11 protein-coding genes are annotated in these 13930 nt (G+C 55.1%); all 11 read right to left on the minus strand.

The window, feature by feature from the left end:
- Positions 1-29: 29 nt before the first annotated feature.
- Positions 30-1463 carry a hydrogenase 4 subunit D gene (locus TPEN_RS00895; RefSeq protein ID WP_052884985.1) on the minus strand — a complete coding sequence of 478 codons (1434 nt, stop codon included), beginning with the start codon at positions 1461-1463 and terminating at the stop codon, positions 30-32.
- On the minus strand, positions 1460-2197 hold the full coding sequence (locus tag TPEN_RS00900; RefSeq protein WP_011751856.1) for an NADH-quinone oxidoreductase subunit B family protein: 738 nt from the start codon (positions 2195-2197) through the stop codon (positions 1460-1462). The genes TPEN_RS00895 and TPEN_RS00900 overlap by 4 nt, the downstream gene beginning before the upstream one ends.
- Positions 2190-2774, minus strand: coding sequence for a 4Fe-4S dicluster domain-containing protein (locus TPEN_RS00905; RefSeq protein ID WP_011751857.1), 585 nt, complete (start codon positions 2772-2774; stop codon positions 2190-2192). Before TPEN_RS00905 ends, TPEN_RS00900 begins: the two co-directional genes overlap by 8 nt.
- Positions 2765-4468, minus strand: coding sequence for a hydrogenase large subunit (locus tag TPEN_RS00910; RefSeq protein WP_011751858.1), 1704 nt, complete (start codon positions 4466-4468; stop codon positions 2765-2767). Before TPEN_RS00910 ends, TPEN_RS00905 begins: the two co-directional genes overlap by 10 nt.
- Positions 4465-5928, minus strand: coding sequence for a complex I subunit 5 family protein (locus tag TPEN_RS00915; protein WP_011751859.1), 1464 nt, complete (start codon positions 5926-5928; stop codon positions 4465-4467). The genes TPEN_RS00910 and TPEN_RS00915 overlap by 4 nt, the downstream gene beginning before the upstream one ends.
- Positions 5925-7400: a proton-conducting transporter transmembrane domain-containing protein gene (locus TPEN_RS00920; RefSeq protein ID WP_011751860.1), complete on the minus strand. Its 1476-nt coding sequence runs from the start codon at positions 7398-7400 to the stop codon at positions 5925-5927. Before TPEN_RS00920 ends, TPEN_RS00915 begins: the two co-directional genes overlap by 4 nt.
- 12 nt (positions 7401-7412) lie before the next feature.
- Positions 7413-8051 (minus strand): hydrogenase 4 membrane subunit, encoded by a 639-nt coding sequence (gene hyfE / locus TPEN_RS00925; protein ID WP_011751861.1) that lies wholly within the window; start codon positions 8049-8051, stop codon positions 7413-7415.
- A gap of 3 nt (positions 8052-8054) precedes the next feature.
- Entirely contained in the window at positions 8055-8993 is a 939-nt protein-coding gene (locus TPEN_RS00930) for a respiratory chain complex I subunit 1 family protein (RefSeq protein WP_011751862.1), read from the minus strand.
- Positions 8990-11152, minus strand: a complete 2163-nt coding sequence (locus tag TPEN_RS00935; RefSeq protein ID WP_052884986.1) for a proton-conducting transporter transmembrane domain-containing protein — start codon at positions 11150-11152, stop codon at positions 8990-8992. The genes TPEN_RS00930 and TPEN_RS00935 overlap by 4 nt, the downstream gene beginning before the upstream one ends.
- A 64-nt stretch (positions 11153-11216) precedes the next feature.
- A complete protein-coding gene (locus TPEN_RS00940) occupies positions 11217-11759 on the minus strand; it encodes a 4Fe-4S dicluster domain-containing protein (protein ID WP_011751864.1) in 543 nt (180 codons plus the stop codon).
- 6 nt (positions 11760-11765) lie between these two features.
- A complete protein-coding gene (gene fdhF, locus TPEN_RS00945) occupies positions 11766-13823 on the minus strand; it encodes a formate dehydrogenase subunit alpha (RefSeq protein WP_011751865.1) in 2058 nt (685 codons plus the stop codon).
- Positions 13824-13930 lie beyond the last annotated feature (107 nt).

Below are 13930 nucleotides of genomic sequence, written 5' to 3' on the forward strand. Positions count from 1 at the left end.
AATAAAATAAAAAATAAAAATGTTTTAGTTTACAGGAATGGCGTAGCCAGGAACGGTGCGAGCAACGACATTAAGGCCAGGAAGTACACTGTCATCTTCATTGTTGTAGGCTCTCTTTGCATGCTTTTCACGGCATCCGAGGGCTCGCCTCCAACGCATTTCGTGAATACTCTGAGGAACCAGGCGAAACACACTATGGACTCGCAGAGCATCGCCGTAGCGATGATAGCTGCAACAATGCTACCGGCGGAGTAGCCTCCTAGTATGAGCAGGATCTTGCTCCAGAAAAGTCCGAAGGGCGGTACGCCCGTCACGGATAGCGCCGCCACGGTAAAGCCTACAGCTGCGGTTCTTGCCGCTCTCAACCCGCTTATCTTGTCGAGCATCCTGGTGCCTGCGGAGAACGATATCAGCCCGGCTACTAGGAAGAACAGTTCCTTGGCGAAGCCGTGGGTAAATATGTGGAGTTCTGCTCCCTTTAAGGCCATTGCTGAACCAAGAGAGGCCAAGCCTGCTCCCATGAATATGTAGGAGAGCTGGGTTATCGTCGAGTAAGCCAGTAATCTTTTCATGTCCAGTTGCGGGAAGTACATCGCACACCCGTAAGCCATGGAGACCACACCCACAGCTAGGCATGCGAGCGCGACTGTATGCGTGTATCCCGCGTCGACGAGCACTCTAAGCATTAGGTAGGCTCCTAGCTTGACCATTGCCGCCGCATGTAGGTAGGCGGAAACAGGTGTAGGCGCAACCATGGCGTCCGGCAACCACCTATGGAAGGGTATCTGGGCCGACTTTCCGGCCGCCGCTACCAGCAGGAGGAGCTCGGCTATGGTCTTCAGCTCCTCGGGCATCCCTTTGAGTGCTACCACCTCGACGCTCCCCGTGCTCGCATAGGTCAAGCCGGCCGCGAGGTATAGACCAAGCGCGGCGATGTGTGTTACGATGAAGGCTTGCAGGCCTGATCTCCTGGACTCTGGGTCCTCGTAGTAGCTTATCAGTGCGTACGAGCACAGGCTTGTAAGCTCAAAGAAAGCCACCATCGACAAAAGGGTCGACGAGTAGACAAAGCCTAGAGCTGATGCCTCGAAGAGAAGGAGCCAACCGTAGTACCTCGGGGTTTCCTCGAGGCTTACCGGGTGTTCTCTGTTCGACGGGGACATGTAGTGCTTCGAGAAAACAATCGTGGCCAGACCGTTAAGAGCTACCATCAGGCTTACCAAAACACTCAGGGAATCATTGACGAAGCCAAGCGCTAAGCCGTTGTAGTATGCGAGTACGTACTGGGAAGGTCTCATCTGGCTAGAGAGGTAGAGAGCAGCGTTGCACACTACGCCTGCTAGAGCGACCAGGGAGCCTGCTACCGCTACTTCGAAGGCCTTTCTCCTCGTGAAGGCAAACACTCCTAGGAGTAGGGGGGCGGCTATTGAGATTACGAGTAGAAGAGGAACTACGCTTATCACCTTCCTACCACCTCTTTGAGTTTTAGGCATGAGAGCCTAACTGCCTCGGTTATTCGGGCGTCGTGGTACTTCTCGGAGACCGCTTTCTCGGCTTTTGCGGCGAAGTCGTCTAGGTCCTTGCTCCCCTTAGAGATCCTTAACAGGTCGCATAAAACTCTGTAGCCGATCCTGTACCCGAGGTGCTTGTAGAGCTCTAGCTTCAAGGCCCTGTAAAGCTCCCAGCTGTTAATGGCGCCCTCGAGGCTCGGAAGCGCGGGTTTAAAGCTCTCTGCATCAGCCTTCGTTTCCGATCTCTTCACCTTCTGCTCTAGGATATCGAGGGCAACAGCCACCCCGTGCAGTATTGCGTGAGGCCTGGGCGGGCAACCGGGAATATACACGTCGACGGGAATCACTTTGTCGACCCCGCCTGCAGTCCCGTAGGTGTCGTACCATATTCCGCCGCCGCAGGCGCAAGCCCCGCACGCAACAACTACACAGGGCTTGGGCGCAGCTTCGTATGTTGCTTTGAGCACGGGTAGGAACTGCCTAGTGACAGGGCCTGTGACCAGTATGACATCCGCCATCCTAGGTGAAAGTACGAGCTTTACACCGAGCCTTTCAACGTCAAAATAGGGGGTCAGGGCGTCGAACACCTCTATGTCGCAACCGTTGCAGGAGCCCGAGTCGACTCTAAGTAGGTAGACCGACCTCTTCAGGGCGTCGTAAGCCTTCTGCTTAGCCAACCTACTCATGCCTCCCACCCTCTTCCCCAGTAACACTCAGAGGCTTTACACCCGGTCTTGCGGACTTCACTATAGATAGCACGGTTCTCCTACGCTTACACTCGGGGCACTCCACGCCGTTCTCCAGGAGCTCTAGCACCGAGCGAGGCAGAGTCTTCGCTTCCGCCAGTATCTGAGCGGCCTGCGCAACTTCCCTCTCTGTCACAGGGAAGTACTTTCCGCACGTGCTACACCTCGCCAATGGCGTCTCTACGACTACCTCCAAGTCCTCGCGAGTCTTCGAGGCAAGTTCGTACTCCTTGCTCTGCCTTATCGCTGAAAGCGGGCATGCCTCTTCGCATCTCCCGCAGAAGATACACCTTCCGTAGAATATCTTCCAAGTTCTCAGTCCTCTCTCAAGGTCATCCACGCAGGTTATAGCGTCCGGTGGGCACACGTTAGCACAAGCTCCGCAACCCATGCATATGCTCGGGTCTATCTCCGGCTTTCCTCGAAAGTCCTCGGGAGCCTCCTCCGGCTTAAACGGGTACTCAAGCGTTGCTACTCCTTCCCTTAGGGCTATTTTTAGGATCTGCCTTATGCCCATGGCTTACCACCTTTACGAGAGAGAGAAACCAAATACTCGTACGGAAAAACGCGGGTCCTCCCACTCTTTACGTCCACAACGATCACTCTCTCCGTACAACTATAGCAGGGGTCAATGCTCCCAATTATCAACGGGAGATCTGCCAGCGTATAGCCTCGGCACATGTAGGGTATTGCCGGCCAGTTATTGTACGTTGAGGCTCTCACCCTCCACCTGTAAACCTTGCTGTGCGGGCCGGTTATGACAAAGTGCACGTCTTCACCTCTCGGAGCTTCAACGTAGCCCAGTCCCCTGGCGTAAGGTCTGTACTCCTTCACCTCGGCTTGTATAGGTCCTCCCGGCATGTTCTCAAGCACCTGCCTAATGATACTTATGGTTTCGAAAGTTTCCTCGGCTCTTACGCTGAGTCTCGCGAGGACGTCTCCCTCGCTGTGCACTGGGACCTTAAAGTCCACCTCGCTGTACGCGGCGTAGGGGTGATCCTTCCTCGTGTCCCTCTTTATCGAAGAGCCGCGGGCAACCGGTCCAACCACGCTGACCTTTCTTGCGACGTCCCTAGGCAGTACTCCAACGTCCTTTGCGCGGCTTACAAGCGTAGACGTGCTGAGAACAGCGTCTAGGACAGCCTTATACTCCTTTTCCACTTCCTTCAGGATTTCGAGGGCCTTCTTCGCTCTGTCCTCGGTTATGTCCCTTCTCACGCCCCCGACCACGTTCATACCGTAAGTCTTCCTGCCGCCCGTGAGGAGCTCTGCCATGTACATTACTTTCTCTCTAGCCTTGAAGAAGGCCATGAAGCCCCAGTCGAAGCCCGCGAGGTGGCATGCTAGGCCTAAGTTCAGCAGGTGGCTGTGCAGCCTCTCCACCTCCAGCATGAGCGTCCTTATGTACAATGCCCTCTCTGGAACCTCTATGCCTAGCGCCTGCTCGACTGCCTGGCAGTACGCGCACGAATGAGCATACCCGCATATGCCACATATTCTCTCCGCGATGAACGGTACTTGGTTGTAGGTCAGCCTGCTCTCCGCGAGTTTTTCAATGCCGCGGTGGACGTAGAACATCCTGTAGTCGACGTCGACTACCTTCTCTCCATCAAGGAACACTCTGAACTGCCCGGGCTCGTCGGCAACGGCGTGTACGGGGCCTATAGGCACTTGCATTATGCCTTCTCCTTCTACGCTCGGTCTAAACTCGCACTTTCTAGCTACGCTAGGAGGCCTCTCCGTGTACGTGAACTCCTTTCTAAGAGGATGAACACCCTCGGGCCAGTCGTCGGGCAATACCAGTCTGCGCGGATCCGGATGGTTCTCGGGAACTAGCCCTAAGAGGTCTCTCACCTCCCTCTCGTACCAGGAAGCCGCGGGAATCTTGGGCGTTACTGAGGAGAACTTCGTATCGTGGGGCGGTATATTCGTTACTACCACAACCCACGGTTTCTTGCCATCTTCGTAACCCTCCTCTATGGAGAAAACGTAGTAGAGTCTATACGCTCCGTGCAGGCTCCTCTCGTCACTTCCGGCCATGGTAGAGAGGAAGCCTCCCAGCTCGTAGTAAACGTACGAGCAGACTTCTGGGAGCTTCGTCCTCTCGACGTATAGGTATAGCTGATCGGGATAAGGTTTCTCAACTCCTAGTAACAGCCCTCCGATTTCCTTTCTGATCTTTTCCTCTAGTCTCTCCATCCCATTGTTCATATTCTCACACCCCCTATTAGGTAGAGGGAAACAAACCCGGAAACCACGCATAACAATACCAGTACCAGTAGTCCTGCAAGCATGGCCCGCGGACTCTTCCCTCGAAGCTTCTGCATAGCCTCCGAGGGCTCCCCCATTACGGCGTGCTGTACTACCCTTAAGAACCAGGCGAAGCACACCACTTCGATCGCTAGAGAGGCAGAGGCAGCTAAGGGCGCCCATAGTCCCAGAGCCGGGTTAAAGCCCGAAAGCACGATGTATGCCTTGCTGAAGAAGCAACCAAAGGGCGGTAGGCCCATTATGTCGAGTGCCGCCGCAAGCAGTACTGCTGCTACAAGTGGGTTTGCATCCCACAGCCCCCTAATATCGCTCAGCCTCTTTGTACCTGCGCAGTAGAGCAGTAGACCGCTCAACGCGAAGAGGGCTCCCTTTGCGTAGGCCTGGTTCACCACGTGCATTAGCATAGCCTTTAGACCTAGTTGCGACCCGGCTAGATAGTAGGATAGCGACAGCGATGCTAGCCCCATCTCCACGATGCTCGAGTAGGCGAGTAATCGCTTAAAGTCCATTTGTGCAGGCATGCACAGCACCCCTACTGCTACACTCAGCACGGCAAGGATGGCGATCGCCGAGTACCACCATTCCATGTTCGCCTGTAGCGCCAGGCTGATTCTCGTAAGCCCGTAGAGCCCCATCGAAAGCATAACTCCGCTTAGCAACGCCGAGACATTGCTCGGAGCCGCTGGGTGTGCCTCGGGAAGCCACACGTGGAGAGGTACAAGACCGAGCTTCATGCCGAAGCCGATCAATGCCAAAGCGAGTATTGCTGTCTTCACGCCGGGCTCGATCGTGTGAGGATCCACCTTAAGCAGGCTCCACGAACCTGAGGTCAGAACTGTAAGTACAAGCGATACTGCTATGCACGCAAAGCCTACGTGCATGAGTATGAAGTAGAGGTAGCCAATCCTTCTCACGTCCGGCGTGTCCTCGTATATGACCAGGAAGTACGAGCTCGCAGTCATGAGCTCCCAGAAGAACAGGAACCAGAGTACGTTGTCCGTGCAACACGTCATTATCATTGAGAAGATGAAGGCATTGTAGAAAGTGCCGAAATAGCCTATGCTCCTCTCACCGTAGAACATCTTGAGGTAGCCTACGGAGAATATCGAGATAGCGAAGGTTAGGGTCGCCACAGCGAAGACGAAGGACGCCGAGAGAGAGTCTATGTATACCGTTAGGGGGGCTTCGGCTACTACCACCCTGTAAGGACCCAGGACCACAGGCTTCCCTGTCTCCATGACTATCGCGCTTGCACAGGCGACGGCAACGGATGCTATCGCCGAGGAAGCCATCGACACCACGTTGGCAAGCTTTGGCTTTGAGTCAAAGAGTAGCGCAAGGACTGCTGCCGCTAGGTAGGCGGCTAGGCCTATTACAAACAACTCGACTGGAGAAATCATGGCACACCACCCCCTACAATACTCCTACCGGCATTCTCAAGGCATGAACGTAAAGGCTCGGGTATATATACGCCCAGGAGCAACGAGAGCAGTAGCAGAATGGTTATAGGAGCTTTCAGTATGTGTGGATACTTCTCTGTGCTCGATGCTGGCTCCCCGAAGACCATGTTTGTGCAACTAACGAGCAGCGCGGCGAAAGCCACCACTATCGCTGCGAGGAAGAGCACCAGGGCGAAAGGATTCCCGGACTTCACTCCAGCCATTATCGCCAGGAGCTCCGACTGGAATGTTCCGAAGGGAGGACCCCCTATGATCGCGTATGCGCCGGCTAGCACTAGGGCGCCGAGCGCAGGGTAGGACCTCATCATGCCTCTTATCCCCTCTATTTTCCGCGTGCCGTAAGACAGCGTTACGAGGCCCGAGGAAAGGAAGAGGGCAGACTTCACGAGCGCATGGTTTACTACGTGGAAAACAGCGGCTAGAGCGCCCAAGTAGCCGCCAAACCCCAGTGCGCAGGCAATGATACCCATGTGCTCTACGCTCGAAAGTGCGAAAAGCCTGTTAACGTCGGTCACAGCGAGCATGTGCAACGAGGAGATGAAAAGTGAGGCTATACCTACTACTAGCAGTACAGTTTGAGCAAAAGCTCCCACCCCGGCCAGCACTGAGACACTGTAGAACCTCACCAGAGTGTATATCGCGCAACCCTCCAGTATGCTGGCCAGAAGTGCTGACACGTACGGCGGGGCTTCGGAGTAGGTATCCGGGAGCCAAGTATGGAAGGGAGCTAGCCCGGCTTTCGTGCCGAAGCCTACAAGCGCAAGCGTAAAGGCTATTTTTACCATAGTCGAGTGTGCTTCAAGCATCTTTGCATGGTCGACTAGGCTTGTCCAGAGGAGCGGGGCAGGGATGCCGGCTAAGTAGGCTGTGTAGTAGAGTGTGACCACACCGTAAAGCCCGAAGGCTATACCCGTCGAGCACAGAATAATGTACTTCCACGAAGCCTCGATGGCCTCCGCCGTGCGGTAAGTAGCGACAAGGTGTGCCGTCGCTATCGTCGTGGCCTCCAATGCAACCCACATTATCGCGATATTGTTCGTTGTCACTACTAGAATCATTGTGAAGATAAAGGCGTTGAGCAGGACGTAGAAGAGGACTACTTTCTCGCGTGCAACGACTCCGCGTTCAACCTCGTAGGCTAGGTATTTCGGCGAGTACAGCGATACCATTAGTGACACGAATGAGATAACGACCAGCATTAGCGAGGTCAGCGAGTCTACAATGAACTCGTCGCCCAGGAGCAGGAACTTTCTGCCCGTCGACGTTTCAACCATGAGTAGACATGAAACCGCGGAGAGGAGGAGCGTCGAGACCACTGTGAGAATCTCCCCTACTCTGGCGTTTCTAAGTAGAGCAGTAAACGCTGAAGCGCAGAGAGGAGCCGCAAACAATACGAGGAGGTATGCCTCCATAATCCCACCACCTCAGTACCTTAGTAACGAAAGCCTCCCGGTATCGAGTGTTCCAACAACTTTCTTCATCTCCTCTGCAAGCAGGCAACATACGAGCACAAGTAGAACCGCGTCCGTCAATACGCCGACTTCGACTGTTTCTGGCAGACCTGGGGCCATAACTGCCAGCGTAAGGTGCGAGCCGTTCTCGAAGTGGCATATCCCTAGGATTTGCTTTAACGCGTCCCTACGTGTAACCATGAGGTGTAAGCCTATCAGGAACAGCGCAACGGAGACCGAGAGGGGTACGCTCTCCCAGCCGGAGACTATTCTCGTGCCAATGGCGAATCCTATGGCTATTAGCGCGCCCAGGAGTATATGGCTCGCCCACCCGCCGAGGTACGGCTCCTCCTCGACAACGGCATCGACACGCTTCGTGGTTCTAAGTATGAAGTAGGGAACTAGGACGGCCTTTGTTAGTATGGCGGTGAGGCCCCACAGTGCAAAGTACCACTCAACTGTTGAAAGCATGAAAAATATCGAGGCCAGCAAAAGCGTCTGAACGCAGTAGGCATAGGTCGCCCTCCTTAGATTCCGCTCCTCGTTAATGTAGCTCGCTGTTAGCACCATTAACGCCGCACAAGCTCCTATACTCTTCTCCAAACCGAGCATTTTTCACCACCCCATAAGGTAGAATATAGTTGCGCATACCACGAGAACGAAGACGAGTGATAAATTCTTGTGAAGTTCCACAACCTTATACCTGGCGTTCCCAGCGATCACCAACGCGGCTATAGTAACAAGTGCCAAGAGCTTGATCAGGTAGCTTGCTACACCGACTAAGATTCCGAGAGGTTCAAGTGTCAATGCTACGCCGTAAGGCAGGAAAATATCAACGAAGAGTGTGAAGAGCACTGCCCTCTTCACCATCATGGATAGTTGCATAAGAGCGAGCTGCCTCCCCGAGTACTCTTGAAGCAAGCCCTCCTGTATTTCCTGTTCAGCCTCGGCTACGTCGAACGGAAGTACTCCCGCCTCTGCCAGCATGCACACGAAGAAGGCCAAGGCCGCAACGATGTAGGAAGGCCTCGCGATAAACGTCTCCCAGCGCAGGCACGTGTGACTCACTACGGCATAAAGGCTTGAGGAGCCACCCTCCAGAGCCGGTAGGAGCGCCGCGAAGAGCATGGGTACCTCTATGACTACGGCTGCAGCATTCTCGCGCCATGCTCCGGCTGCGGCCAGCGGCGAGCCTGTATCAAGGCTGGCTATTGAGAGTACGAATCTTGCGAGAGCGAGAGAGTAGATTAGGAGGAAGATGTCGGCTAGAGGGATGCCCATGTTTACAAACACTGGGATGCTCATGGCAATGACTACTGTTATCGCTAGGTAGAGCAGCGGTGTAGCCATGTAGATCCAGGAGCTAACCTCGGGGACTGAGAGCTTGTCCTTTGACCACAACTTTAGCAGGTCTCTGTAGGGCTGTATCACGGGTGGACCTTTACGTAACTGTAGCCTGGCGATTATCTTTCTTTGTATGCCATAGGCTAGTGGCGCCAGGAGTACTAGGCAGACCCCCTGGACGACACCCACCAAAATTTGCAGGGGTATCATGGTAAAACCACCCCCAGAACCAGGAGTAAAACTACCATCACGAGTATGTAGAACATGTAAATATGCAGAGCTCCGGCCTGAACCTTTCTAACGAGCAGCCCGAGCTTGAGAGCGAGCTTGGCGAGTGGGGCGTAGGTAACCTTCTCCTTGTAGGCAGGTCTCGCTTCTAGGATCCCTGCAATCGGTTTTGCGAAGGGAGCATAGAGAGAGTTCTCGAGGAGGGTGGCTAGGCGAGCCAGCGTACCCTGGGTTGTGGTGGGCGGTCCCTCCACCTTTACGTAGGCATACGCCTCGATCTTCGGGCGCATCTCAACTTCGTAGCTGAGCTTTCGCGTATATATCGGTGGGACGCTGTATTCTCTATGCTCCTTAACGGTCACCCCGTAGAGGCGCGCAAAGAGCCCTCTCACCTGGGAGGCATACGCGGTCGCCGTAGGCTTCATGGCTTCTGGCTCATACTCCACACCGCTTACCCATGGCGGCGTCCTGGTGATTTTCAGCCTTCTGAGCCCGAGCGCCAGTCCAGCGGCAGCTACCAAGATTACGAGAGCCGCGGCTAAGCCGGGCAAGGATACCTCGCCACGTAACAAGTTGGACTCTAAGACTAGGCTCAGCGGGCTTGGTGCGGCAAGCGGTGCCGGCGCTCCTGTGATCTGCCTCGATGCTTTATCCACGAAGACGGCTACGTAGGGCATAGCTACGCCCAGCACTATGCATGCCGCCGCCGGGATAGCCATTCCGATTTTCATTGTGAGAGACTCTCCTCCCTTGGGCTTCACACGCCCTAACGGGCCCAGGAATGTTACACCATAGACCTTGGTGAAACAGAGCACAGCGAGCGCGCCGGCAAGGCCCAGCATGAGGGCTGAGAAGAGAGCTGCGAGGGAGACCCAGGGAGCCTTGCCTGCGGCTTCCTTCACGACTGCGAGGAGCGACTGATAGGTTAACCACTCGCTGGCAAAACCGTTGAGAGGCGGCACTCCTGCGATTGCCATCGCGGCTATTAGGAAAGTCACAGAGGTCCAGGGAAGATATTTCGACAACCCTCCTAGTAGCTCGAAGTTTCTAGTCCTACAGCTCTTAAGCACGGAGCCCGATCCTAGGAAGAGCAGGGACTTGAACACCGCGTGGTTCAGTAGGTGGTACAGCGCGGCTGTGAGCGCTAATGCTGCAACGTCCTTAAGACCCTCGGAATAGAGTATTAGCGAAGCTCCTACGCCCAGCAATATTATCCCTATGTTCTCAATACTGTGGTATGCCAGTAACCTTTTAAGGTCGTGCTGTACGACCGCGAACTGTACTCCAATTATCGTCGAGAAAGCAGCTATGATCATCACGGCGCACCCCCACAAGCCTCCCTCGACCCCGGATGGTTTGAGGAAATCGAAGACAACCCTGATTAAGCCGTAAACCGCTACTTTTAGCATGACTCCGCTTAGCAACGCCGAGACGTTGCTCGGAGCTGCCGGGTGCGCCTGGGGGAGCCACGCGTGCAACGGCACTATGCCAGCTTTCGAGCCGAAGCCTACCAGGGCAAGCAGGAATATCAGCGATGCTATGCCTGGAGGCACGCCTCCCTCCCTAAAGGCATCGAAGGAAAGCGAGCCCTTGATGAAGTACAGCAGCGCGTACGATAAGAGAATGCAGGCCCCTCCCGCGTGTGCAATAATAAAGTAAGTCTTGGCTGCATCCCTACTTTCCTCGCTACGGTGCTCATAGCCCACCAGCATGTACGATGAAAGAGTCATTAACTCCCAGGAGAGGTAGAAGGAGAGAGCGTCGTTAGCTGTTACCACCAGAACCATTGAGAGCACGAAGAGAGCGTAGAAAAACGTTAAGTACGAAATGCTGTACTCTCCTGCGTACATCTCCGAGTACCCGATGGAGAATATAGACGAGTAGAGTGCAACGAACGATATCACTAAAAGCAGGAATGCGGAGAGCTTGTCTACGTAGAGCGCGAAGAAGCCATGCGCGCCGAACTGATCCTGGAGCCCCGGTACCCTGATCCCTTCCACAATCACCGGGGCTCCGGGGCTTAAAAGCGCGTCCAAAGAGTACAGCATCAGTAGAAGTGACGCTAAGGCTGTTAGCGCATAAGTGAGACGTATGTTCTCCTTAGGCTTCGACCTTAGTATAAGCGAGAGAACGATTGACACTACGTACAGGGCAATGGAACCTAAAAAAAGAAAAATATTTCCCTGCAACATACCACTACCCTGATTATACAATTATTCCTTTAATCTCGGATTCCCTTCCGCTTCCAGCTATCTTCAAAGCTGTGGCGGCGCGTTTCGCGCGCTGGTACTCTTCTACGCTTTCGTACACGAGTGCGTCGGCCGGGCATGTCGCTACGCACGCAGGCTCCAATCCGCGTGCCCTCCGCTCGGCACACATGTCGCACTTCACCATTATCTTCAGCTCCTTGTCGACCGTGGGTATGCCGAATGGGCATGCGAGAACGCAGAGCCTACACCCAATGCACCTAAGGGAGTCTACGATTACAGCTCCTTCGGCGTCCCTCTTGATTGCCTTCACCGGGCAGACGGCCATGCAGGGAGCCTCCTCGCAGTGTCTGCAGTTCAGCGGTACGCACATCCTGGCCTCCTCTATTAGGTATACGTCGATAAAGGACTTGCCACCGTGCTCTATCTCGCAGGCCACCTCGCAGGCTCTACAACCGATGCATCGCTCAGGGTATATGCACACTAGCTTCTCGATAGCGGGATCCTTCTCCTCAACTACCGGGTTTCTTCCAGCCGCCACACCCCATCACCTCTCCTCCACAGGTACAACTTTACAGGCACAAACTTTCGTCTCCGGGATTTTAGCCACGGGATCCAAGGCGTCGTTCGTGAGTACGTTTGCCCCGAAGTGCCACGGCACAGCTACTACATCCTTCGCTATTAGGTTCGTGACTTTAACTCTGCACGTGTACTCGCCGCGCCGCGTGATTATCTTTATAAGTCCCCCGTCCCTCACGCCGTACTTCCTGGCGGTCTCCGGGTGGATCTCCGCCACGGGCTCTGGCCACCTTTTCCTTAAGTGCACGCTCCTGTGGGTCATCGTCGCCGTGTGGTACTGCCCGACGTACCTGAACGTTGTGAGAATGAGCGGGTACTGCTCGTCGGGCTTCTCTGCCGGGTCAGTGTACTCGGGTGTCTGCGTATTGAACTTGCCGCTTGGCGTGGCGAACTTCTCGACGTGTAGCCTCGCAGTGCCCGGGTGGTCGGGCGAGGGGCACGGCCAGAGAATGCCGCCGATACTGTTCTTCAGCCTCTCGGCCGTTATCCCGGCGTACTGAGGGACAACCTTGTTTATCTCGGCCGTGATGTCCTCCACGCGCGTATACGGGAAGAAACGCTCCAGCCCTAGGGCCTTAGCAATCTCGGTGATTATAACCCAGTCCGGCTTAGCTTCGCCTGGAGGCTCTACGGCCTTAAAGCTCCACTGAACCCTTCTCTCGGTGTTCGTGAAGGAGCCTTCCTTCTCGGCCCAGCACGCCGACGGCAACACGATGTCGGCCAGTTGTGCCGTCTCCGTGAGGAAGATGTCCTGGACTACCAGGAAGTCTAAGTGCTCTAAGGCCTTCCTAACGTGGTTCGCGTTGGCGTCGCTGATCAGGGGGTTCTCCCCCATTATGTACATAGCCTTTAGCTTTCCTTGCTCCGCTGCATACGACATCTCGATCACCGTGTAGCCAGGCTCAGCTGGGAGATCGTCCAGCCCCCACGCCGACGCGACCTTCTTTCTTTTCTCCGCATCAATGACCCTAGCATAGCCTGGTAGAAAGACGGGAAGAGCGCCCATGTCGCAGGCTCCCTGTACGTTGTTCTGACCCCTAACCGGGGCGACCGCGCAGCCCTCCTTGCCGTAGTACCCGCAGATCGCGGCAAGAGTGGCTAGTCCTATGACATTGTTAGTACCTTTAGTGTGCTGCGTGATACCCATGCACCAGCATATCGACGCCTTACCCGCCTTGGCGAATTCCCTGGCAACCTGCCTTATGAGGTGCGCCGGAGCCCCGCTCACGGACTCGGCGTACTCCGGCGTGTACTTCGAGACGAAGCGCGCGAGATCGTCGAATCTCTCAACCCTTTCCTTCACGAACTTCTCGTCATAGAGCTTTTCCTGTATGATCACGTTTATCATGGCGTAGATAACCGCCAGGTCCGTGCCGGGCTTGATAGGTATGAAGTAGTCTGCGTGCCAGGCTGTCCGGGTGCAACGGGTATCCACGACCGCTATTTTCGCTCCCTTCTCCTTCGCCTTCAGTATGTACTGACCCATGAGTATGGGGTGCGTCTCGGCGGGGTTGTAGCCCCAGATCAGGATGAAGTTAGAGGCTGCTATGTCCTCGAAGGGCGCAGTCATCGCGCCAGCCCCTACAGTGGCCGAGAGGCCTGCAAGCGAGGGGGCATGACACAGTCTCGCGCAGTGGTCGATGTTGTTCGTTCCGAATACCCTTGCCAGCTTCTGCATCGCGTAGTTCTCTTCATTGAAGACCCTAGCCGAGGCGAGGAAACCCACCGCTTGGGGACCGTACTCCTTTCTCACGTTGTTAAGGTTCTCTGCAACCTCCCTTATGGCGTCGCTCCAGGAGATTTCCTTGAACTCTCCGCTCTCAGTCCGCTTGAGGGGCTTCGTTAAGCGGTCGGGTGCGCGTAGGACGTCGAGCGCAGACCGCCCCTTGGGGCATAGCTTCCCCCTGTTGACCGGGTGTTCGGGCATATGCTCTATGCCTACGGGGTTGCCATAGTCATCTACGGAGATGTAGAAGCCGCATCCAACCCCGCAGTAAGGGCATATTACTTTGACCTTTCGGCCCATGTAACAACCCCTTTTACGGGTTTAATCGTTCAACGCCTGTCGAAATAAGCTTCGTTTCAACACGACGTTAAAACGGCGAGGGACACTGCTAAACCTCTTGCCACTTC

The sequence above is a fragment of the Thermofilum pendens Hrk 5 genome (assembly GCF_000015225.1).
Taxonomy (GTDB): domain Archaea; phylum Thermoproteota; class Thermoprotei; order Thermofilales; family Thermofilaceae; genus Thermofilum; species Thermofilum pendens.

Excerpts from the sequence above, each read along its gene's own strand:
- TPEN_RS00900 (WP_011751856.1), bottom strand. The coding sequence starts at position 2,197 with ATGAGTAGGTTGGCTAAGCAGAAGGCTTACGACGCCCTGAAGAGGTCG.
- TPEN_RS00930 (WP_011751862.1), bottom strand. The coding sequence starts at position 8,993 with ATGATACCCCTGCAAATTTTGGTGGGTGTCGTCCAGGGGGTCTGCCTA.
- TPEN_RS00915 (WP_011751859.1), bottom strand. The coding sequence starts at position 5,928 with ATGATTTCTCCAGTCGAGTTGTTTGTAATAGGCCTAGCCGCCTACCTA.
- TPEN_RS00905 (WP_011751857.1), bottom strand. The coding sequence starts at position 2,774 with ATGGGCATAAGGCAGATCCTAAAAATAGCCCTAAGGGAAGGAGTAGCA.
- hyfE (WP_011751861.1), bottom strand. The coding sequence starts at position 8,051 with ATGCTCGGTTTGGAGAAGAGTATAGGAGCTTGTGCGGCGTTAATGGTG.
- TPEN_RS00910 (WP_011751858.1), bottom strand. The coding sequence starts at position 4,468 with ATGAACAATGGGATGGAGAGACTAGAGGAAAAGATCAGAAAGGAAATC.
- TPEN_RS00920 (WP_011751860.1), bottom strand. The coding sequence starts at position 7,400 with ATGGAGGCATACCTCCTCGTATTGTTTGCGGCTCCTCTCTGCGCTTCA.
- fdhF (WP_011751865.1), bottom strand. The coding sequence starts at position 13,823 with ATGGGCCGAAAGGTCAAAGTAATATGCCCTTACTGCGGGGTTGGATGC.